This is a genomic window from Peribacillus sp. TH16 (genome assembly GCF_016651095.1).
Classification (GTDB): Bacteria; Bacillota; Bacilli; order Bacillales; family DSM-1321; genus Peribacillus; species Peribacillus butanolivorans.
In genome coordinates this window covers 1966358-1989778 of the sequence record NZ_JAEKEM010000009.1, presented here as the reverse complement: position 1 = coordinate 1989778, position 23421 = coordinate 1966358, and the positions used below count along the sequence as shown (strand labels likewise).

General features: G+C 38.8%; 19 protein-coding genes. 17 read left to right on the top strand and 2 right to left on the bottom strand.

From position 1 onward, the window contains the following. The first annotated feature begins 677 nt into the window (after positions 1-677). The 16 genes from JFV29_RS23570 (at position 678) to JFV29_RS23495 (ending at position 20947) form a co-directional block, all read left to right on the top strand. The gene (locus JFV29_RS23570; RefSeq protein ID WP_201186717.1) at positions 678-941 is read left to right on the top strand and encodes a heterocycloanthracin/sonorensin family bacteriocin; all 264 of its coding nucleotides are present in this window, start codon (positions 678-680) and stop codon (positions 939-941) included. 155 nt (positions 942-1096) lie between these two features. After that, a complete protein-coding gene (locus tag JFV29_RS23565) occupies positions 1097-3049 on the top strand; it encodes a putative thiazole-containing bacteriocin maturation protein (protein WP_201186716.1) in 1953 nt (650 codons plus the stop codon). Further along, positions 3046-4989: a TOMM precursor leader peptide-binding protein gene (locus JFV29_RS23560; RefSeq protein WP_201186715.1), complete on the top strand. Its 1944-nt coding sequence runs from the start codon at positions 3046-3048 to the stop codon at positions 4987-4989. The genes JFV29_RS23565 and JFV29_RS23560 overlap by 4 nt, the downstream gene beginning before the upstream one ends. 22 nt (positions 4990-5011) lie before the next feature. After that, on the top strand, positions 5012-6580 hold the full coding sequence (locus JFV29_RS23555; RefSeq protein ID WP_201186714.1) for a SagB family peptide dehydrogenase: 1569 nt from the start codon (positions 5012-5014) through the stop codon (positions 6578-6580). A gap of 249 nt (positions 6581-6829) precedes the next feature. Continuing rightward, positions 6830-8260, top strand: a complete 1431-nt coding sequence (gene pdxR, locus JFV29_RS23550; protein ID WP_201186713.1) for a MocR-like pyridoxine biosynthesis transcription factor PdxR — start codon at positions 6830-6832, stop codon at positions 8258-8260. A gap of 407 nt (positions 8261-8667) precedes the next feature. Next, positions 8668-9651 carry a carbon-nitrogen hydrolase family protein gene (locus tag JFV29_RS23545; protein ID WP_201186712.1) on the top strand — a complete coding sequence of 328 codons (984 nt, stop codon included), beginning with the start codon at positions 8668-8670 and terminating at the stop codon, positions 9649-9651. Between the two features lie 8 nt (positions 9652-9659). Beyond that, positions 9660-9854: a hypothetical protein gene (locus JFV29_RS23540; RefSeq protein ID WP_446728263.1), complete on the top strand. Its 195-nt coding sequence runs from the start codon at positions 9660-9662 to the stop codon at positions 9852-9854. Positions 9855-10399: 545 nt separating this feature from the next. Further along, complete coding sequence (locus JFV29_RS23535; protein WP_201186708.1) at positions 10400-10849, top strand: YfmQ family protein; 450 nt, start codon at positions 10400-10402, stop codon at positions 10847-10849. 558 nt (positions 10850-11407) lie between these two features. After that, on the top strand, positions 11408-11707 hold the full coding sequence (locus tag JFV29_RS23530) for a DUF2294 domain-containing protein (protein ID WP_082527362.1): 300 nt from the start codon (positions 11408-11410) through the stop codon (positions 11705-11707). 199 nt (positions 11708-11906) lie between these two features. Continuing rightward, positions 11907-12956, top strand: a complete 1050-nt coding sequence (locus tag JFV29_RS23525; RefSeq protein WP_201186706.1) for an ABC transporter substrate-binding protein — start codon at positions 11907-11909, stop codon at positions 12954-12956. 18 nt (positions 12957-12974) lie between these two features. After that, a complete protein-coding gene (locus JFV29_RS23520; RefSeq protein ID WP_201186704.1) occupies positions 12975-13904 on the top strand; it encodes a nucleoside hydrolase in 930 nt (309 codons plus the stop codon). A gap of 24 nt (positions 13905-13928) precedes the next feature. Then, positions 13929-14750, top strand: a complete 822-nt coding sequence (locus JFV29_RS23515; RefSeq protein ID WP_056520065.1) for an ABC transporter permease — start codon at positions 13929-13931, stop codon at positions 14748-14750. Positions 14751-14756: 6 nt separating this feature from the next. Beyond that, positions 14757-15545, top strand: a complete 789-nt coding sequence (locus JFV29_RS23510; RefSeq protein ID WP_201186702.1) for an ABC transporter permease — start codon at positions 14757-14759, stop codon at positions 15543-15545. A gap of 14 nt (positions 15546-15559) precedes the next feature. Beyond that, positions 15560-16624 (top strand): ABC transporter ATP-binding protein, encoded by a 1065-nt coding sequence (locus tag JFV29_RS23505; RefSeq protein ID WP_201186700.1) that lies wholly within the window; start codon positions 15560-15562, stop codon positions 16622-16624. Positions 16625-16640: 16 nt separating this feature from the next. Further along, entirely contained in the window at positions 16641-18359 is a 1719-nt protein-coding gene (locus JFV29_RS23500; protein ID WP_201186698.1) for an adenine deaminase C-terminal domain-containing protein, read from the top strand. 683 nt (positions 18360-19042) lie between these two features. Next, the gene (locus JFV29_RS23495) at positions 19043-20947 is read left to right on the top strand and encodes an endonuclease MutS2 (RefSeq protein ID WP_201186696.1); all 1905 of its coding nucleotides are present in this window, start codon (positions 19043-19045) and stop codon (positions 20945-20947) included. A gap of 133 nt (positions 20948-21080) precedes the next feature. Here the strand turns inward: JFV29_RS23495 and JFV29_RS23490 are convergent, their stop codons facing one another. Both JFV29_RS23490 and JFV29_RS23485 read right to left on the bottom strand, forming a co-directional pair. Continuing rightward, positions 21081-21224 carry a YrzO family protein gene (locus tag JFV29_RS23490; RefSeq protein ID WP_201186694.1) on the bottom strand — a complete coding sequence of 48 codons (144 nt, stop codon included), beginning with the start codon at positions 21222-21224 and terminating at the stop codon, positions 21081-21083. Positions 21225-21260: 36 nt separating this feature from the next. Continuing rightward, positions 21261-22226, bottom strand: a complete 966-nt coding sequence (locus JFV29_RS23485; protein ID WP_201186693.1) for a DMT family transporter — start codon at positions 22224-22226, stop codon at positions 21261-21263. Positions 22227-22364: 138 nt separating this feature from the next. On the opposite strand from JFV29_RS23485, the gene JFV29_RS23480 reads away from it, so the two are divergent. Beyond that, positions 22365-23237 carry a LysR family transcriptional regulator gene (locus tag JFV29_RS23480; RefSeq protein WP_201186692.1) on the top strand — a complete coding sequence of 291 codons (873 nt, stop codon included), beginning with the start codon at positions 22365-22367 and terminating at the stop codon, positions 23235-23237. Positions 23238-23421 lie beyond the last annotated feature (184 nt).

Here is a 23421-nt window from a genome sequence, read left to right as displayed (position 1 = left end):
CAGAAGGGTGTTGGGGAACCTTCTGGTTTTTTTTTGATTGTGTTTAAGTTTAAGGTTTAACAATTTTATCATTTCCCGCCAGAAGACTCCCTCTTCAAGCGTGTGAAGGGCGAGAGCCCAACGGCCAATGATGCCAACAGAATGGGTACACGCCATGTTAAAACCGTGGAATTTCTTTGATCGTACTCCAACATTAGATTTACCAAAAGAAAATTCAAAATGATTAAATAAAGTCCTTGCATAAGTTAGTGCAAGGGCTTTATTTTGGTCCGAAGCGAAATTGTTTTCATACATAAATTGTTTTGAGTACCATCATTATTCATAGATGAAAAGGATATTGAGATTCTATGTTTCTAACTTGCACCAGAGCGGTTTTTGAGTTGATAAGCTAAGTCCCTACTCTAGGCTTGCTAACTTAGTCCCAGTTTTTTTAGCTTTGTCTCTAAGTTTTCATTTGTACTAAGCCACATATTAATAAAGTGATTATCCCTGTTTCCTCTTGAACCGTTTTATAAAGATTCAATAAAAATAGGCTTTTGAATCAGTAACAATCCCCATTCCCCTTACATATTTTGTTGGAGGGAGTACACGACGTGGATTCCCAGACTATCTCGGTCCGATATTCTTTCCTGTTATTAAGCACTAACTTATTAATATAATAAACGGAGGTTATATAAATGTATGAGTTTCAAAATCAACTTCAAATGTTGAATGTTGACGATTTTCAGGTAAGCCAGCCAATTCTTTGGGATCAAAACCAGTTCCAGCAACCGTATTCTACGGATGATTCTCGACTCATTGGTTTCGGTTTTGGTTGTTTTGGATGTCTTGGTTGCTTTATTGGGGGCTGTGGAGGGTTCGGTCGTTGTGGAGGTTGTGGAGGTTTTGGTCGTTGCGGAGGTTGTGGTCGCTGCGGAGGTTGCGGTCGTTGCGGTCGTTAAGAGTTCAAGTTTTCTAAAGAGAAGGAGATGTCCCTGCATTGATGTTGCAGGGACTTTTCTTTATAAGATTAGACATAAGAGACAAATTGTCATACATAGGATTAAAGTGAAGTGCTGAAGCAGAACTAGAAAAGCTTCGGGTTAGGAGGACCGGAATGGAAAATTTGACCCCTTCTATGCGTCTAAAAGTGAAAAGGGACACGTTTTTTCTCCCTGATCCAAACAGGGGTGTGTATTTTCGGAACAACTTAAGTTCGTTCCGTATGGAAGGCAGTACGATTGTTCAGTGGGTTGAAAAGCTATTACCGATGTTCAATGGGGACCATACATTGAGTGAATTGACTGAAGGATTGCCAGGTCCGTACCGAAATCGAGTGTTCGAAATTGCAGAGGTTTTATATAAAAACGGGTTTGTTCGGGATGTAAGTCAAGATCGACCGCATGAACTGTCGGAACAGGTTCTTAAAAAGTATGATTCTCAAATAGAGTTTTTGGACAGTTTTGGGGGTTCGGGCACATACCGTTTTCAAGGCTTTCGCCAAGTAAAAGTATTGGCTATTGGTTCTGGTCCCTTTTTTATTTCGTTGGTTTCTGCATTAATGGAAGCTGGATTACCCACATTCCATGTTTTCATTACAGACTCGGTACCAACTGATAGACAGCGGTTGAAGGAGCTCGTGGCACATGCATGGAAGACAGACTCCGATGTAGCCGTAGATGAGGTCCAGCTGGAGAGAGAGAGCGGTTCTTCTTGGCAAGAGATTGTACAGCCGTTTGATTCGATATTGTATGTGTCACAAGAAGGTGCTGTAGAGGAATTACAAGAACTTCATTCGGTTTGTAGGCAAGAGAAAAAAATGTTTCTCCCAGCAATAAGTCTAAATCAAGTAGGATTGGCAGGCCCGCTGGTGAATCCGGATTCTATTGCGTGTTGGGAGTCTTCATGGCGTCGAATACACGAGTCTGTACTGAGTAAAAATCAGCATGTCTCCGCCTTTTCATCCACAGCAGGAGCGATGTTGGCCAATGTGATGGTATTTGAATTTTTTAAAGAAACGACAGAAGTGAACGAATCAAGGCAAAATAATCAATTCTATCTGCTTAATATGGAAACATTGGAAGGAAACTGGCATTCGTTCATACCTCATCCGCTGGTGACAGGAAATACGGCAGCCGAATGGGTTCAGGATTTCGGTCAGCGTCTCGAACAGAAATTGGGAAGCGATGAGCAGGGGAAATTATTTTTGGGTTTCAGCAGATTGACATCGGTACAGTCAGGAATTTTCCATCGTTGGGATGAGGGAGATCTTAAGCAGCTGCCGCTGGCTCAATGCCGAGTTCAGGTGGCTGATCCATTGTCAGAGGGACCATGCGAGCTGCAGCCAGAAATAATCTGTTCCGATTTGACGCATGAAGAAGCAAGGAGGGAAGCGGGCCTTGTAGGGATTGAAGCGTATGTGTCCCCAACAGTCAAACAGCTCGTAACGACTTTATCGCCGTTCCAGGGAGTAGAGAAAGTGCAGGGGTTTGTCGGTATTGGTGCAGGGGAAACGTTCGCGGAATGCATGTGCCGAGGATTGCAAAGGTGTTTAGATGATGAGTTAAACAAGCAGCCATTCAATCAAGAGAATATTGTTGCCAAGGTGCAGTTGGACGCGGTAGAAGATGAGCGCTGCCGGTATTTCTTGCAGGCACTGACCACGCTGCAAGGTGAACCAATCATTTGCTTAGGAGGGGAAGTATCCGGTTTCCCTGTGGTATGGGTCTTTTCGGGTGATGACTGGTCTGGTTCTGTCGGTTTGAATATAACAATGGCATTGCGAAATGCGTTACAGCAGGCCGTTACGAAAGCCCAAAATCAAACAGTTTGCCCCACAACGGAAGAGGTAGAAGGTTCACGCTTGCTTCAGGAAGGCAAAGCGCCGCTAAAGCTTGTGATTCCTGCATACGAGGTGACAGCGCATTCTGAGGTTTTTCAGTCTGCCATGCAAGTTTTGGAAAGGAATAAAAAGCGAATCTGTGTTTTCGAACTAGAGTTGGAATCGTTTTTGAAAGAAGAACTGGCAGGGGTGTTTGGGGTGTTGTTGCGAGAGGAGGAATCAGGGTGAAAGCTGACGTATTGGTTGTCGGAGAAGGAGTGTTGGCTGACCATGTTTATGGAGACCTGTCCGGCCAATACCAGGTCACTCACCAAACCGATTTCGAGGCAGGAATACCGCAAACGACTGCTATGGTTCTGGTGTTACAAGATGCTTGGAATCCTATTGCCCATCAAAAGGCAGAAGAGATGTTACGGCCAACGGGCATTCCTTGGCTGCGGGGCTTCGTTGCATTTGGAGAAGGAATAATCGGTCCGCTGGTACACCCGGACACTCAGGGGTGTTCTCAGTGTGCAGATTTAAGGCATCTCATGGCAGGACGTGATCGTAAAGAGATGTGGGAAATTCGCAAGCAGTTACAAGAAAAAGGAGGAATACAGCGTGATGTGGCTGCATCACGTACAGGACTTATGCAGATGGCTCACCTGATAGGCGCCGAGGTAGGGAGGGTAATGAAAGGTGATCACCCTCATTCGGAAGGAAGGGTTGCATTAATCAACCTGAAAACACTGAATAGTTCATGGCATTCTTTTTTACCTGATCCGCTGTGTGCAGTTTGCAGTGAATTACCTGAAGACTCGCCAGAACTGGCCCGTATTTCATTACAATCAAGTCCGAAAATCAGTCCCGACAGTTACCGCTGTCGTTCGATGGAGGATTTGAGTAAAGTATTAGCAAAAGATTATTTGGACCACCGCATGGGATTTTTGAATAATAAAATGTATGATCTTGTGCCTCCATTTGCTGATGTAAGTGTTAATCTGCCTTTGTTCATTGGAGATGAGGGAGCTGCAGGTCGGACTCTCTCATACGCCGCAAGTGAGATGACGGCTATATTGGAGGGCTTGGAAAGGTATTGTGGGATGGAGCCCCGTGGCAAACGGACAGTAATCCATGACAGCTATCGTAATTTGAAAGATCATGCACTTAATCCTACCAAGGTAGGCGTACACGCCAAGGAACAATATGCAAAGTCTGATTTTCCGTTTCCACCGTTTAATCCTGATCGCTCAATAGATTGGGTATGGGGCCATTCATTTCTGCAGGAGCGTCCGATCCTTGTTCCGGAGTTACTTTCTTATTACAGCTTAGGCTGCGGGGAAGGATTTGTTTATGAAACCTCCAATGGCTGCGCTTTAGGTGGAAGTTTGGAGGAGGCCATTTTCTACGGCATTATGGAAGTGGTGGAGCGTGATTCGTTTCTGTTGACTTGGTACGCGCAGTTGTCTCTCCCGCGTCTTGACCCTTATTCTGCAAATGACAAAGAACTGGAGTTGATGATTGACCGGGCAAGGGCTGCGGCGGGATATGATATTTATTTGTATAATTCGACAATGGAACACGGCATTCCAAGCGTATGGGCGATGGCGAAAAACAGGAAGCAAAAAGGCTTGAATATCATATGTGCGGCCGGAGCTCATCTTGATCCGATAAGGGCGGTGAAAAGCGCAGTTTTCGAGTTGGCTGGCATGATGCTGACTCTTGACGAGAAAATGGAGGAGGACCAAGAGGAGATTGAAAAAATGCTGCATGATTCCTCGCTGGTGCAGAAGATGGATGATCATGGCATGCTGTATGGCTTGCCACAAGCTGAAGAACGCTTGCAGTTCTTATTGGATGATAATCGTCCATTGAGAACATTTGATGAGGAATTCAAGCAAAAGGCGAAGCATTCAGATTTGACTGATGATTTGCAAGATATTCTTCAAGAATTTCGCCGATTGAAACTTGAGGTGATTGTGGTAGATCAGACGACTCCGGAAATCAAACGAAACGGATTACATTGCGTAAAGGTGCTGATTCCAGGAATGCTGCCGATGACATTCGGACATCATCTTACCCGTACAACTGGGCTGGAGAGGGTATTGAAGGTTCCAATGGAACTCGGATATGCAAAACAACCGCTGAAACTTGAACAGCTCAACCCACATCCGCACCCGTTTCCATAAGCGGTGACTAGGAGGCAGGAGGATGAGTCTAGACACATTTCTTCACAATCTACATTTTGACGTTGAGAAGGCAAGTCCACCAGATTGGGTGGTGGATTGGAATGATGCACCGCTTACGTATAAGCTCTACCGTGATAGACCGGTGTTTCCTTTATCCATGGAGATGCCGCTGACGCTTGAAGAAGGGGCAACGCCTTCGAACCCTGATTGCGATAGAATCGGTCATTTTCTCTGGTATGTATTCGGACTTACACAAGTAAGTCAGACTTTGGGTTCTGCAGATCAGGCGGATCTCATGCAATCCTTTCGGCGTTTTGCTCCTTCAGGAGGAGCGTTGTATCCAAACGAATTATACGTGTATTTGAAGATGGAGGAGTTGCCTGCAGGTGTGTACCATTATGATGTGGCACATCATCGATTGGTGTTGTTGCGCGAAGGAAATTTTGATGAATATTTAGAACAGGCTCTTGGGAATCGGTGTGACATCTCATCCTGTTTTGGCACTGTTTTTGTGTCGACCATGTTTTGGAAAAATTTCTATAAATACAATAATTTTTCATACCGTCTGCAAGGATTGGATGCTGGAGTGCTGATTGGACAGTTGCTAGAAGTGGCAAAACGGTTTGGCTTTACATCCATGGTATACTTCCAATTTTTAGATCGTGCCATCAATCATTTGCTTGGGTTATCCGAAGAAGAAGAGAGCACGTATGCGGTGATTCCTTTATCTGTGGAACCGATTCACTCGTTTGCAAATGTAGGCAACACAGGCGGGCTTGTCTCTTCAAAAGAATTATACAGGGAATTGACAACGATTCAGTGTAATCACTATGTTCGGTCACTGACGATTAAAGAGTATCCGATGTTAACCAAAATGAATGCAGCATCCATGATGGAGTCATTAGAGTCGTTTCGACCAATGAAAGCAATGAAAGGTAGGAATTGTGAGGGAATCGAGATCGCTCTGCCCTCTACGAAGCGATTGTCGTATGATTTGGCTTCGGTTAGCCGAAAGCGATTTTCACCGGAAATGGATTTCGTTTTGGGAAAGGTAAGTCAAACACAACTAGCCACACTTCTTCAGGAGGCGACGGCTTCCTTTTCCTATCGAAATGATTTGGATGAAACAGATACAAAGCAAAATCCGCGTGTTTCCTTGTATGGCTGTTTATATAATATAGAAGACATACCTGATGGAGCTTATCAATATGACAGCATGGATCATGTGTTACGTCAGATACAGCCCGGAGATCATCGGATTCCGTTGCAATACGGAATGTCGCTGGATAATGTGAATTTGCAGCAAATACCGCTCTGCCTTCATGTAGCGGGTAATAAGGATCACTACAAACCGGAACTAGGCTATAGAGGATATCGAATCCAGCAAATGGAAGCAGGTATGCTCGTACAACGATTACTTATAGCGGCTTCAGCACTCGGGATGAATGGTCACCCCCTACTCGGATTTGATGTGAACGTGTGTGATGAAATTTACAAGATGGAAAATCACCTAGGAAAAACAAGCCTCATCCAAATTCCAATCGGTCCCTATCGACAGCGCCCATGGCTGAAAGGAAGTTTGCGTAGTTAATAGAATGTATCATTCTTAATAAGCTAAAGCCTCCATTCCCCTATAAGGAATAGAGGCCGTTTTTATTTTAGCAGAGAATTCCAATGAGTTTGAAAAAATGGATGAAACTCACCAAATGTTGTGAACCTCTATCCCAATCGTGCAATAATCTTGATAGAGGATTATACTGACATAAATGGTTTTTCCACTTAAGGGAATAAATAAGGATTTAGTACGCTTTTAACTAAACGATTTTAAAGGGTGTAGCTTATGGAATGGAGAACGGATAGAAAATCCAAGGAGCCTTTATATAAACAAATAGCCGGTTATATTGAGAGTGGTATTGCTGATGGAACATTTTTACTAGATAAGCCGTTACCTTCTGAGCGCTTCTTGGCACATGAACTTGGGGTTAACAGAAGTACAGTTGTAGCAGCTTATGATGAATTGGAAGCAAATGGGTTAGTTGAACGAAAAAAAGGAAGCGGAACAATGATCAGCAAGGATATATGGGGAATCAACAGAAAACGTATGCCTAGTTGGAATAGATATATCGAAGCTGGTTCATTTTTACCCAATTTGCCGGTAACCCAAAGAATACGTAAAGAGACGGAAGGGCATAACCTTATAAACTTAGCTAGTGGGGAGTTATCAGAAGACTTATTTCCAGTCCAATCCTTACGTGAGATCATTTCGAATAGGTCTTTTATTGGTAGCTTAGGTTATGATCATCCTCAGGGCAATGCGGTTTTAAGGGACACCATTACCAATCATGTTAAACAGTATAGGAGAATTGACACGAATCCATCCTCCATACTAATTACTTCTGGTGCACAACAAGCTATATATCTCGTTATCCAATGCTTGTTAAAGCCAGGAGATGCCGTTGTATTGGAAAATCCTTCATACAGTTACAACCTTCCCATTTTTCAATCCGCAGGACTAAGAACTTTTCTATTACCAGTTGATAAGGATGGCATCAACCCAGAGGATTTACTAGCACTCCACAAAAAACATCGAATCAGGATGATTTTTTTGAACCCTGTTTTTCAAAACCCAACAGGAACTGTACTTCATATCAACCGTCGTAAAAGGATTCTAGAGATTTCATCCGAATATGGAATACCGGTTATAGAAGATGATCCTTATAGTTTAACTTCCTTTTCTGGGGAGGAAATCTCTACTCTTAAATCGATGGACAACAACGGAAATGTTTTATATATAAGCTCTTTGTCAAAAATTGTTGCTTCTGGTTTAAGAATTGGATGGATAATAGGACCGAAACCAGTAATAGAGAGACTGTCTGATGCTAAGCAACAGGTTGACTTCGGTCATGGCTCATTCACTCAATGGATAGCAAACGATTTTCTTGATTCAGAGCATTTCCCAACTCATATTACCTACTTAAGAGAACAGCTAGAAAAAAGAAGGGATGCAATAGTATCGAGCCTCCAACAATTTCTAAAAAACAAAGTTGATTATTATTCGCCAAACGGTGGTATTCATTTGTGGTGTAAGTTGAAAGTACAATTAAACGAAATACAATTACTAGAGGAGTCTATCAAAAGAGGAGTCATTTACGTTCCCGGTTCAACATTGGGAACAAACAAGGAATATATTCGCTTTACCTTTGCGAGAGAAAACGAGGAGTCCATTCAAGAAGGGATCAAAAGATTTGCAGATGCTGTAAGGAGCTTATAGCTGTATGCTCAAATATTCTCGAGTGAATCATGACAAAGTCATGATTCTTTTTTTTGTCTTTTCAAAGAAGCGAGTTAGGTTAGAGGTGCCACAAGACGTGGTATCTTAGCCGTTCCTTCAAAGGTTCTTTTCCCTTTTTATGTATATTAATAAAAGAGTTCAACAAGTGGAGGGTGGAAATATTACAAGATTGGATGGTCATAAAATCGGTCGTTCTTTTATTATAGAGAAGTAGGGCTCATTCTAATACAGTAAAAACTAAGAGTAGTCTACCTAGACAATTTAATTTTGGTATGTAAATTATTTCATATTCATATACACTGAATGTTTTGTGTTATTTTTAAAGGCTCAAATTTTAAAGAAAATAAAAAAAGGTATTGTTGCACTTTAGAAGAGGAGGTACAAGGATGGAGAATAAAGAGAATGTCCGAGTAGCTGTTGTTCAGGCTGCTTCCGTCATAATGGATAAAAAGGCAAGTGTGAAAAAAGCCATTGATCTTATTCACGAGGCTGCAAGTAAAGGAGCCAATATAGTCGTTTTCCCGGAAGCGTTCATCCCTGCGTATCCAAGAGGGCTTTCATTCGGAACAAAAATTGGCAGCCGTTCTCAATCAGGAAGAGAGGATTGGTATCGTTATTGGGATAATTCTATACTTGTACCAGGGGAAGAAACGAATTTATTATGTTCAGCTGCTCGTAAAGCTAATATTTATCTTGTTATTGGAGTAATAGAAAGGGATTCTGAGAATAGCGGTGGAACTCTCTATTGCACAGTGCTTTTTATTGGGCCGGACGGATTGATTTTAGGAAAACATCGTAAACTTAAACCTACGGCCTCAGAAAGAATTGTATGGGGCGAAGGAGATGGTAGCACTTTACCTGTTTTTGATACTCCATATGGAAAGATTGGGGCGCTTATTTGTTGGGAAAATTATATGCCATTAGCAAGGAGCGCCATGTATGCACAGGGCATACAACTTTATATTGCTCCAACAGCCGATTCAAGGGACTCCTGGCAATCTACTATTCGTCATATTGCTATGGAAGGAAGGTGCTTTGTTTTGTCATGTAATCAATACGTAACAAAGGATATGTATCCCAAGGACTTGGCCTGCTATGATGAATTAGAGACTTCCCCTATTGAAATGTGCCGGGGAGGAAGCGCAATTATTAATCCTTTTGGTGAATATGTCTCTGAACCAGTGTATGGTGAAGAAGCAATACTAATTAGTGATTTGAACCTTAAACAAATAGCATACAGCCAATTTGACTTTGATCCAGTTGGTCATTACAGCAGACCTGATATATTTACGTTACACATCAATAATGAGAATCAGAATAATGTTAAATGGTTAAAGGATATAAATACTAATAATATTGGAGGCGTATGATGATGATGATGATGATTAGTGTAATATTAGTAGTAGTCATTAGTTTAGTTGCCTTAGTTAGTACCATTTCATTAATGGGGAAGAGTGATAGTAATTATTCTTCAGCTACAAAAGGGAATTTGTTGAATCTTAGTTATATTTATATTGGTCTTGCACTAGTATTAACTGTAGGCATCTTCTACTTCATAATAAAATTAGCTTGAATTATTGTTTAAGGTATACCATAAATAAGTATTTTTATAAATGTTTAAAGCATTTCTAAAGTAATCATAAAAATAATCAAATCTTGAGGTTTATAATTCATTTATGGCTAAGATTTGGATTAATAGCATGAAGCAGAGGTTAACTAATTTGTATTTTTTCTAAAAAAAATAAAGTGGATGGTCAAAATACCACCCAAGTGGATGGTTTAATTTCATCCAATTTTATTATGATAGAATTATCAACTTAAAACCAACTTACTGTTGCTGATTATTGACAGAATGGAGATGAAAAGACGGGAGAAAAATATAGGCTTAATTGTATAAAGGTCATGTTTGTTCGAGTGATGTACATGACACTAACTATTTGTGAGTATTTGTGAATTAGTTCACAAATGTGACAAAATTGTGAACTTAACTTACTGGTCTCTAGTTTAAGTACAACGTTTCACCAAAAGTGAAACGTTAATAGAGCGGTCATTTCTAAGAAAAACTGTCCGCTCCTTGGATATAACAATTAATTTATAACGTAGCGGAGATGATGAAATATGACATTGCCTATTTTGATTTTAACAATTCTCTTAGCCTTGTTAAAAATATTAGTTACTTGTCTTCCAACCGATGCAGTGAATTGGATTATCAGCAAATTTAAGTTGCATTCAGAACTTAGTGACGCGAATGCCATCGTAACCATTGACGGAAAACGCTTGGAAGATGAAGACAAGATTCAAGTTATTAATTATTTTAACAAAGCGATATTTTTGAAAAAAAATCATATATTTCCAGGGAACGAGCAATTATTTTTGCATCCAGAGAACGGTGGGACTCCATTAATCATTGATACTAAAAGAGGCAAAACGGATGTTAGATTATTTGTGTACATTTACAACGACCACGTGGATGTAGTCAAACAGTACAAGAAGAAATTAATTGCGTATAGTCTGCTTTCCGATAGCCTCCAAGAACGTTCTATGCCAGTAATAAGGGATATAGTTTAAAAGGAACTGCACCCCAATTGTTAGACACCTTCTAACAATTGGAGGTGTAGTTTTTTTATGACAAAGAATTCATTTTTTAAAAATTAAAAGCTGTTTTTGCTTATTTAGAAGGAACGGAGTCAACTCCAGTATTATGAATAGTATCGATGACCTTCTGTCAGGTTTAGCTAACAAAAACATGCTGAAAACTTACAGCCCTATGATACATATCACTAACAACTACAATTGCCCTGTTTTCTGCAATTTTTAAAGCTGTAGTTGTATGGATGTTATAGGGGGATTCGCTATGATTAAGGCTGAAATCCACATTTTGGGTGATTATACTGATATATAGTTGTAAATAAAATCACAAAAATATCCAAATGATTTTTAGTATAATTCGGGTATTGGTGGGTAAATGTTATTTTTCTGAAGAAAAAACATTTTTTTTATTGAAAATCCGAATATTATCTTGTGTAATTCACAAAAAGTATATATAATTACCTCAAACAACAGGTTTGGCAGGTGATAGTCATCTTACCGATAAACTCTAACGAAACGAAGAAATTGCTTTCTCATATGTATAATGAGGTATCGAAGGAATTGTTCGGCTTTGGTACGACGTTGCTAAAGGTTACTGTTGAGCTGAATGTGATTACATTTCAGGCCAAACATCGACGTGCCCCACGCTCTGAAGCTTTAGAGGGAGAAGTTCCTAGCCTAAAGCAGGAGGTTGATTTTCATATGTCACTGCTTTATAAAAAGAAATTAAGACAAAAGTTAGAAACGCAAACGGATTGGGATATTGAAGCCGTCCTAAGAGATTATGACTCAGCGACGCAACGGGCATTTACCAATATAGTATTGAAAGAAAAATAATATAATAATATAAATGGATTTCCACTTCGGATTTATCTGGAGGGAACGCCACAAAAGAACCAAATGATAGGTTTTATCTTTGTATACAAAGAAAAGACAATCTTGGGTAGAATTTATATTCTATTTAAGATTGTCTTTTTTTACATTTATATTAGTAAGAAAGGCAACTTTAACCATATAAAAAACGGAGGTTTAATTGATGAAAAAAATAATTAGCTCATTTATGATGTTATCGGTTTTTGCAATAGTTTTAGCTGCATGCTCTTCAAATGAAAATACTTCTGATGGGAAAAAGCCAACAAAATTAGTCATTTCAACTTGGGGATTTGCTGAGGATTTCTTTCGACCTGAAGTTTACGAACCATTTGAAAAGGAGCACAATGTTGAAATTGTAATAGATTCAGGAAACAATGCAGATCGATTGAACAAAGTGCGTCAAGAAAACACCGATGTGGATGTTATCTATCTATCCGACTACTATGCACAACAGGGAATCGATGATGGTTTGTTTGAAAAAATTGATCATAGCAAGATTTCGAATATTGATAAAATTTATGACAAAGCAAAAGCTCCAAATGGCGATGAGTATGGACCAGCCTATACAATTGCGCAATTTGGAATTGCGTATAACCCTGATGAAGTGAGTAAACCAATTTCCTCTTGGAAAGATCTTTGGAGTAAGGATTTAGGTGAAATTACAATTCCATCAATTACTTCAACAACTGGACCAATGTTTTTAGATGCTGCTTCAAAAGTCAGTGGAAGTAATGAGTTTAATGAAGATAAAGCCTTTGGTCAAATGAAAAAAGTATTGCCAAATGTTGTTAAAGAATATGGACAAACATCTGAGTTTGTCAACATGTTTTCGCAAGGAGAAATTGCTGCAGGTCCAATAATGGAAATGTACTTTGGCGATTTACAGGAAGCCGTTCCTAATGCTAAGTTCGTTTCCCCTAAAGAAGGCGGATACGCAGTCATGAATACGATGAATATCGTAAAAGGAAGCGATCAAAAAGAATTATCTGAAGAATTTATTAATTACATCTTAAGTAATGAAGTTCAGGAAAAATCAGCGAAAGCGAAGATCGACTCTCCAGTTAACACAGAAGTTAAGCTATCTAAAACAGAAGCAAAAGGCTTAACGTATGGAGAAGATGTTGTTAACAGATTATTTGTACTAGATATGAAGTTTGTTAATGAAAACTCTAAACAATGGATTGATCGTTGGAATCGTGAACTTGCACACTAAGAAAAAGAGGTTTGATCGATGAAAAAAAAATTGATTCTCGATGTGGATACAGGAATAGATGATGCAATCGGGATCATTCTTGCTGTTAAAAGCCGTCAATTTGACATATTAGGCATTACAACAGTAAACGGGAATGTATCACTTGATACTGCCACACGGAATACATGCAAAATACTAGATCTGTTGGGTGAACAAGAAATTTCAGTCATTAAGGGGGCAGATACTCCAATTATCAGGAATTCCTTTTTTGAACATCGAGTTCATGGGGAAGACGGTCTTGGAGGTGCCTTAAAGAATGTTGAAGTTAACAAGCAGCCTGATGATGGCTTTGCTTCTGACTTTATTATTAATTCCATTTTAAATTTCACTAATGAAGTAACACTTGTCATGACGGGACCTCTTACAAATTTGGCCCTGGCAGTTAAAAAATGTCCGCAAATTACCAAGCTTGTGAAAGAAGTTATCTTTATGGGAGGAGTTGTACAAGGGGTTGGCAATGTCACACCAACCTCGGAGTATAACACGTTTGTCGACCCTGAGGCAGCCAAAATTGTATTACAAGCGGGGTTCGAATCTATTACACAAGTTGGTCTTGATGTCACGAGAAAGGTTCTTCTAACAGAAGAGCATATACAATTGATTCAAAACAGTACACTTGCTGACTATATAAGAGACAGTACGTCTGAATATCGGAAAAGGTATTTTGAACGTAATAATATTTGGGCGTGTGCTATGCATGATCCATTAGCTGTAGGTATTGCTTTGCAAAAAGATCTTGTCACTAGTGAAGAATACTATGTGGATGTAGAAACAAGAAGTGAGATTTGTGACGGGCAGATGGTTTGCGACTTTCAAAACCGGCTGATGAAGCCAGCAAATGCAAATGTTTGTCTAGACGTCAATGCGGAGGCGTTTTTCAACCTGTTTATTCGCATAATCAATTCATAAATAATATGAACAGGGGGTTACGAGGTGAAAAAACGTTATCTATACCTGTTGCTGTTGCCAGGTGTTCTTTTTTTAACGATTTTTATGATTGTTCCAATCTTCTTAACGATTGGTACGACATTTTTTAATGAAAGTGGCTTTACTATCCAAGGGTACCTCGATTTTTTCAAAGATCGATACTTCATTGAAATTCTGCTCACGACACTTAGAGTGAGTCTGTTCACGACTATTATTTGTATTCTGTTAGGATTTCCAGCAGCTTATTATATTTCTAAGCTAGGAAAAAGAACAAAGGCTATCATGCTATTGTTGACAATTTTCCCACTATTAACAAGTCCGGTTGTTCGATCATTTAGCTGGATGGTGATTATCGGTAAAAACGGCGTGATAAATAAATTGCTGCTGAGTATAGGCTTGATCGACAAACCACTCGACATCTTGTACACGCCAACGGCTATTATTATCGGATTAGTCCATTTATTTTTGCCATTGATTATTGTAACACTGGTAGGAGTGATGGAAAATATCGAAACTGATCTATTAAAAGCAGCGGAGAGTTTAGGTGCTTCAAGATTGGCGGTATTTTCAAAAGTGATTATTCCGCTTTCAGTTCCAGGCTTGGTCATTGGTAGTATTCTAGTTTTTGTAGGGAGCTTTACTGCGTATACAACGCCAGCATTACTTGGTGGAAAACAGCGTGTTATTTCGACGTTTCTCTATCAAAATGCCATTACATTGAATGAATGGCAAGTGGCATCAATTGTCGCTACGATAATGATCGCAGTAACTGTTCTTATCATATCAATAATGAATGGTTTGGCTAAAAAATTAAATCCGAAGGGGTAGAGGTGTATGCAGGAAAAAAATCGAGGATTGGCCCTGTTTACCTTCCTGGTGTTTCTCTTTTTACTAGGGCCTTTACTTATCATATCCGTTACGTCATTTGAAGGCGGCAATATTTTAAAATTCCCGCCAGAAGAATTTTCTTTAAGATGGTATGAAAATATTTTTAATGTGGAAATGTTTTTAATTTCGTTTAAAACGTCCATTCTAGTTTCACTTGCAGGCAACCTTTTGGCTCTTTTACTAGGAGTGCCAGCTGCCTATGCATTAAGCCGATTTGATTTTAGAGGGAAAACAATCATAAATGCATTTTTTGTTTCTCCTATATTAGTTCCGGGAATTGTGCTGGGCTTTGCGTTTTTACGATACATTGTGGGGACGTATCAGCTACCGATTTATGCGGCACTGTTTGTTGGACATACAGTCATAATGCTTCCTTTCATTATACGTGTGATTTCTTCAAGCTTATCAAATTTTGACTTTTCAATTGAAGAAGCGGCTGAGAGTCTAGGAGCGAGTAAGGTGGGTACCTTTTTTACAGTGGTCCTCCCGAATATAAAATCAGGAATCTTAGCAGCTGTCATGATTGCCTTTTTAGAATCCTTCAATAATGTAGACATTTCAGTGTATATGACAGGTCCTGGGGTAAGCACGTTTCCGATTCAGATGCTGACATATGTAGAGAACTACTTTGATCCTACCATTTCAGCTATTTCGGTATTACTCATGATCATTACGGCTTTCTTCATGTTTATAGTTGAACGGCTAATGGGCTTGTCCTATTTCACAAAACGATAAGGAGGTAATAATGGATGGCTTTATTTACATTACAAGATATTTCTGTAGCTTATAATAAACAAAATATTTTAAAAGACTTCAATCTTGAGATTGAAAAAGGAAAGCTAGTTTCTCTTCTTGGCCCTAGCGGCTGTGGAAAAACAACAACTTTGCGTTTAATTGCTGGATTTTTACAGGCAAACGAAGGGAAGTTTTTATTTAAAGATAAGGATTATACGAAAGTACCTGTTAACAAGCGGAACTTTGGCTTTGTGTTTCAAAACTATGCATTATTTCCGCATTTGTCCATTTTCGATAATATTGCATTCGGTCTTCGGCTTAGAAAGATTTCTAAAAGTGAAATTGAAAAGCGTGTTATGAATGTGCTAGAAATTGTTAATCTAAAAGGATTTGAAAAGAGATATCCACAAGAGCTTTCTGGAGGACAAAAGCAGCGAGTTGCGATTGCAAGGGCCCTCGTCATTGAACCTGATATCCTATTATTTGACGAGCCTTTGAGTAATCTTGATGCAAATTTGAGGGTGAATATGAGAGTTGAGATTCGCCGTATCCAACAAGAGCTGGGGATTACAACGGTGTATGTTTCGCATGATCAGGAAGAATGTTTCTCCATCTCTGATCAGGTAGCGATTATGAATAAAGGTGTCATTGAGCAGCTCAGCGATCCTGCGTCTATCTACAAATATCCTGAAACCAAATTTGTCGCTGACTTTATCGGTTTTAAAAACTTCATTGATTTTGATAAGCGCGTGGATCACGAGGATAGAATTGAACTTAGTAAGTCGGGTTATGTCTTTGTGATACAAAAGGACGCACAAATGACCAATTTATCTGGAAAAATAGGGGCTATCAGACCGGACGATCTTTTAATTCGGGCAAAAGATATCTCTGAAGTTATTTCGGAAAATAGTATATCTGGCCGAGTTAAAGTTAGCACGTATCTGGGAAGAAGCTTTCAATATGTTGTTGAAACTCCAATAGGAGATTTCACTGTGAACAAGGAAATGACAGAATCTTATCGTGCTGGTCAGGAAATTGTCCTTGAAATTCCGAGAAACCAGATGGTGCTTGTTGATTAGCTTAGGAGGGTAAGTTATGCAAATAGATATGCTGGTAAGAGATATCTACGTTTTTAACAGCTATTTTAAAAGATTTATTAAAGGAAATGCAGCTATCAAAGACGGGAAGTTTTATTATATTGGAGATCGGGAAATAGATACCTTCCAGCCGGATCAGATTATTGATGGGCATGGTAAGTATATGGTTCCAGGTCTGATTGATATCCATTTACACATTGAAAGTACGATGGTAACGCCGTCCACGTTTTCCTATGGGGTAATCAAAAATGGCGTGACCACTATTGTGCCGGAACCACATGAAATGGCCAATATATTCGGAATTTCAGGTGTTAAGGAAATGATTAAAGCGAGTAAAGATTGCGTAGCAGATATGTTTTATGCAATCCCGAGTTCTGTTCCTGCGACGTCGATGGAAACAACAGGCGGTTCTATTGAAATTAGCGACATAGATGAATTGATCCAAACAGAAGGCATTAAATGTCTGGGTGAAATCATGAACTACTATGAGATTATTTCCGACCCGGATTGTAAAACGAATCAGATTTTGTCTCATATCCGTTCTCGTTATCCCGATTTAATAATAGAGGGGCATGTTCCAAAACTGCTCGATTTAGACTTACAAAAGATAGCATATGCCGGAGTAAATTCAGATCACACCCACCAAACAGTGGAAGGAATGGATGCTAGGATTGCTGCTGGAATGTTTCTTGAGATTCAAGAAAAATCAATGACTAAAGAAGTTATCGATTACTTAAAGGAAAAACAAGTAGATGAACATTTCTGCTTTGTCACCGATGATGTTATGACTGACTCTCTTCAAAAAAGAGGACATCTCAATGTCCTATTAAAGAAAGCGATACAAATGGGCTTGTCCCCGGAAAAAGCTATTTATGCGTGCACTTACACACCTGCACAGCGGATGAGAATGTATGACCGGGGTACCATTGCACCAGGGAAAGTGGCTGATTTTCTGCTTGTATCAAACTTGGAAACCTTTGACATTGAACAGGTATACAAAAAAGGTGAGCTTGTTTATGAATCTTCACAGCCATACGTGCAGGTAGTAAAGGAGAGACAATTCCCTGAAGCGTTTTATCAAAGTGTGAAGCTTGAAGCACTTACAGAAGACGATTTTGATGTCCCACTTTCACACAAGCATGAACGCTGCAAATGCCGCATTATAAACGTGCAGAATGGTTCAACTTTTACAAGTGAGACACATGATATGCTTGATATAAGAGATGGTAAGTTATGCTGGGAAGAAAGCTCTTACGGTTTAATCGCAACATTTGAACGATACGGAAAAAACGGTAATCGTGCGCATGGGTTAATCACAGGGGATGTTTTAAAGCGGGGAGCAGTCGCCACCACCTATTCCCATGATAACCATAATCTATTGGTGATTGGTCGCAATAAGCAGGATATGCTGATTGCCGCAAACGAAGTAATAAGGAAGCAAGGCGGAGTCTGTTGCGTAGAAGATGGTAAAGTCCTTTCCATGATTCCTCTCCCGGTAGGAGGAATTCTTTCGGAAGAGCCATTAGACATTGTATCGGAACAGGTTCAGCATCTAACTAATGCTCTTAAGTCGTTAGGATATGAACATTACAATGTAATTATGTCATTGAGCACTTTATCGCTTCCTGTCAGCCCGGCTCTAAAAATAACTGACCATGGATTAATCAACGTAAATGAAGGGAAAATTGTCCCTCTTATAGTAAGTGATGAGGATTAGTTTAGTATATAAATCCTTTCTACATTAAATCAGGGAAAAAACTGATACCAAAAACCATGTAAAGTGGGGTTGGCTCAGTTTTTTCTCTTTTTAATCCAGTATTGTATTTTTGATAAGTTTTGCACTGCATCAGTTTTTTGGCCTGAATATTTGGCTTTCCTATCCAGCTGCCAATTTATGCTAATAAATATTTTATCTGAATGGTTATTGAATTTAATTGACTCTTTTTTACTGATATGGTATAATTTTTCCAATCTAAGAAAAGGTGTGGTGTTTTATGTCGGGAGTAGGTATCAACTAATTTAGTTGAATAAGGTTTTTTAATCACTGGTTTATCAGTGCATTAAGTGTGCCTTTTTTTACAGTGTAAATATGCACTGTAAATACCTACCTTAAGACTGCTTCCTTTTCCATAATCGTGTAACATAAAGGTGTTACGACGAAAAGCATGGTGGGATTTGTCCTGCCATGCTTTTTCGTTGTAAGTAGGTCTATTTGACCTGCCGATTTTGTTATCGATAAAGGTCCTTATTATCTATAAGGCCGATGCCCGCAGGAGCTTTCTACTCAAATGAATGGCTGTCAATGCAGCCTGTTCATTTGTAAAGGTAGGAGGACTTTTGCGGGCATTTTTTTGGAATCAAGGATTTTTAATCTCTCACTCATTCAAGGAGGCAATCATAATGAATAAGATGACATATGAAAAATTACAATATATAGAACTGAAAGAAATGGTAAAAAAACATTGCATAAGTGGTTTAGGAAAAGCGTTGTTGGATCGGCTTCAGCCAAGTACTCAGTTGAATGTGGTTAAAATTCGTTTAAACGAGACGACTGAGGCGAGGAATTTACTGAATGCTGAAAACCATATTCCCTTAAAAGGCATATCTAATGTTGGATACCAAATTGAAAAGCTAGAAAAAGGAATGATTTTAGAACCATCAGAGTTAGTTGCAATAGCAGATTTTTTAAGAGGCTGCAGGAATATTAAGAAATTTATGAAAGATAAAGAATTCTTCGCACCCACATTGCATGCCTATGCTCACTCCATGACTGAATTCAGGAGTATTGAAGAAGATATTCAATTCGTTATAAAAGGAAATATGGTTGTTTCCGAAGCGAGTAAGGATTTGAAGCGCATTCGAAACCAAATAGTTAAGACAGAAAGTAAAATAGAGGAACGCTTAAATAAATTTTTAAAGAGTGGGGCGAACAAAGAGTTCATTCAGGAGTTTTTTATCAGTAAAAAAGATGATCGCTTTACGATCCCGATTAAAGCTTCTTATAAAAATCAAGTGGCTGGAACAATCGTGGAAGTATCATCTAAAGGGGCAACAGTGTTCATTGAACCAGCATCTGTGACCAAATTAAATGTAGAATTAGCGAGTTTAAAAGCTGAAGAATCGATGGAAGTGTATCAACTTTTAGCAACTCTATCCGGCACGATTTACGAGGAACTGAAACCAATAAAAATAAATATAGAACTAATCAGTCAATACGACATGATTTTCGCAAAAGCAAAGTTCAGTAAAAGCATGGATGCCATTGAACCGAAAATAAATAATCATGGTTATATTCAGTTAAAAGGTTGTAAACATCCTCTTTTACCCCAAAATAGCGTACCTTTGGATTTTGAGATAGGTAAGGACTATCGCAGTCTAATTATTACAGGCCCTAATGCCGGTGGTAAAACAGTGGTCCTGAAAACAATCGGTATCCTTACATTGGCTGTTATGTCAGGGTTTCATGTTGCCGGAAAAGAGGGAACGGAACTGGCAGTCTTTGATCAAGTATTTGTCGATATTGGTGATAACCAAAGTATTGAAAATGCACTCAGTACTTTTTCATCACATATGAAAAACATCTCAGAAATCATGAGTGCATTAACCAATAATTCATTGCTGTTATTCGATGAAATAGGGAGCGGGACGGAACCGAATGAAGGCGCAGCTCTAGCTATTGCAATACTCGAGGAATTTTATCAAATGGGCTGCATAACAGTTGCAACAACCCATTATGGTGAAATTAAACGCTATTCGGAAATACACAGTGATTTTATGAATGCTGCCATGCAGTTCAATAGTGAAACACTAGAGCCAAAGTATAAGCTTTTGATCGGTCAATCCGGGGAAAGTAACGCCCTTTGGATAGCAAAAAAAATGGATGTGCGCGAAAAGGTTTTGCAAAAGGCAAAGCTTTATATCGAGAATAAAGACTATGACTTGAACCGTATCCAAGAAGGTAAAATCAAAAAACCGAAAGTAGCGGCGGTTCCAAAGGAAGCATTGTATGAATTTGAAGTTGGAGACAAGGTAAAGTTAACTGAACTGAATGGTTATGGCATTGTATATAAAAAAATGGATTCTTACAATAATGTAGTTGTGCTTTTCGAAGATACATTCATAGAGGTTCACGTTAATAGAATGGAGCTTGAAATAAAAGCCAGCGATTTATATCCTGAAGGCTATGACCTGAATTCTTTATTTGTCAGTTACAAAGAAAGGAAATTGAAGCGGGACCTTGAAAGAGGATCCAAAAAGGCGTTGAAGAATGTAGCAGCGGATATACGGAAGAAACTTGGTGAATAGTACGGTCATGAGACAGTAGATAAACCATTTTATATCAAACCAAAGTGCAAAAAAGCCTCTAAATGATAGGCTTTTTTGCATATTATTCGTGTACTTTTGCTTACAGGCACTGCCAAAAGTCTATTTTTGATTATTACTGATTTCTTTTACTACTATCATTATATAGATTAATTAATTCTGCATTTTGCTTATTCATTTTTTTCACATTCTTATTAATCGTTGCCAATTCCCATAGTACAGCTAATCCAAAGATTATCATAAGCGATAAGTAATCCATTGTTGTCCTCCCAATTGATGTTTTGTACCTTTATAATTAAGCGATTCTTTTTACTTTCCTTGGATTCAATTCTTCAACTTGGGAAGGCAAGTTTTTTCTTTGATAATAATTGTTTTGAATCAATGCATATATCACTAAAAAAGTTCCCAGTAATTCGAATGATGTAAGTGATCCCCCTTGGATAAAAACAATGACTAACGTGGTTATCGGAACTACATTGATAAATAGAATTCCATTAATGGGAGTTAAAAGTTTAATACCTAAATTCCAGCTTAATAGTGCTATGGCACCGGGGAAAATAATCATAAAAATCATCTCACCATAAATGGATTCAATAACCTCTGCTGTAGGGACGGACAGGCCCAGTACAGTTGCAAAGAATGTTATGATTCCTGATACAGATGTTCCTAAAATGCACGTTAAAGTCGAATAGCGGAGTGTTGACCATCCACTAAACTGGTTGCCGCCCATCGTATATATAACCCATCCTATAACCCCAATAAGAATGAAAAGGATAGGAATGATGCTGTCTTTCAATAAAAATAGGAATGATAAGTTACCATTGGTAATAACAAGAATGGCCCCTATTAAGGCAAGGAGCATACTGGCGATGGTATATTTCATGGGTCTTGCATTTTTGAAAACCCACATTATCATAATTGAAATCATAGGCATTAATGATTCCATGATGGAAGCAACAATTACCCCGTTATGGCCCAGTAAGTCTTGACCTGAGAAAATGAGAAAATTGTATACTGTAAACGCCATCGTTCCAAAAAACAATAAATTCTTTCCTTTACCTTCCAAGCAAAAAGACTTCTTTCCCTCTTTAATTAAAAGCAATATCCCTAAAATTATGCTAACAGCTAAATATCGCAGAAAAGAGAAATAAATAGGATCAATATACCTTAGTGCCCTTTCTGCAACTGGAAACATGGCTCCCCAAGAAATACTGGCTGTCAAACATAAAAGTGCACCGATTAAAACTTGATTTTTCTTCATTAAAAGCTTCCCCTCAAAAAAATAATGATTGATTAAATTCCTATACACACCTTATGATAAAGTCATTATCATGTAAAATGACTTAAAATGAATATAACCATCATTATTAATGATATTTTGGAAAGGGGGGTCACTTATATGGAAATGAGGGATTTGCAAATATTCCAGTGTGTCGCTAAATATGGAAGCATAAGTAAGGCAGCTGTTGAGTTAAATTACGTCCAATCCAATGTAACGGCGAGGATTAAGCATCTGGAGCATGAGTTACGGACGCCTTTATTCAATAGGCATAAACGTGGCATGTCTTTAACTGCAGAGGCACGAAAAATGCTGGAGTATGTAAACAAGATTTTGCTTGATATGGAAGAACTCAAGCAAGTATTCCTGGATAGTGAAACACCTACAGGGATATTGAACATCGGTACAGTTGAAACGGTCAGCGGTCTTCCTAAGATTCTAGCCTCTTATCATAAACAGTATCCAAATGTCGATTTATCCATAAAGGCTGGGTTAACAGAGGATTTAATTAATGATGTTATTGATCATAGGCTAGATGGTGCATTTGTTACAGGACCGATTAAACATCCACTCATTCAGCAATACGATGTGTGTACAGAAAAACTTGTTTTAGTTACAAGAAATGAAACATTAAACCTTGAAGAATTTTTAACAGAACCAATTTTAGTATTCAGTCAGGGGTGTGGATATCGCTCTAAACTAGAACAATGGTTGAAAGAAGAAGAAGTGATGCCTAAAAGGATTATGGAGTTCAATGTATTAGAGACCATCTTAACCAGCGTAACACTCGGCCTTGGCATAACCCTCGTACCACAATCAGCGGTAAATCACCTTGCAGCCAATGAAAATGTGCATGTTCATGCAATTCCAGAAGAGTACGGCAATATTTCGACTGTCTTCATCCACCGTAAAGATGCTTATTTGACAAACTCCATGCAAAGCTTCTTACAAACAATTGAAGCTCATCATGAATGTACGGTTAAACAGATTTAATCAAAAGCTTGGAACCATTCCTGAGCCAATATGAAATCATATCTCTTTACATAGAATGATTAAGGATCGCTGAAACTTGGGCCTGTCCCGAACATGCAAGAAATAATAGCAAACAGACGATTTTCCCCTTGGATTAGGTAAAATCGTCTTTTCCATTCCAAAAATACTAGCAGGAGTTTTATGT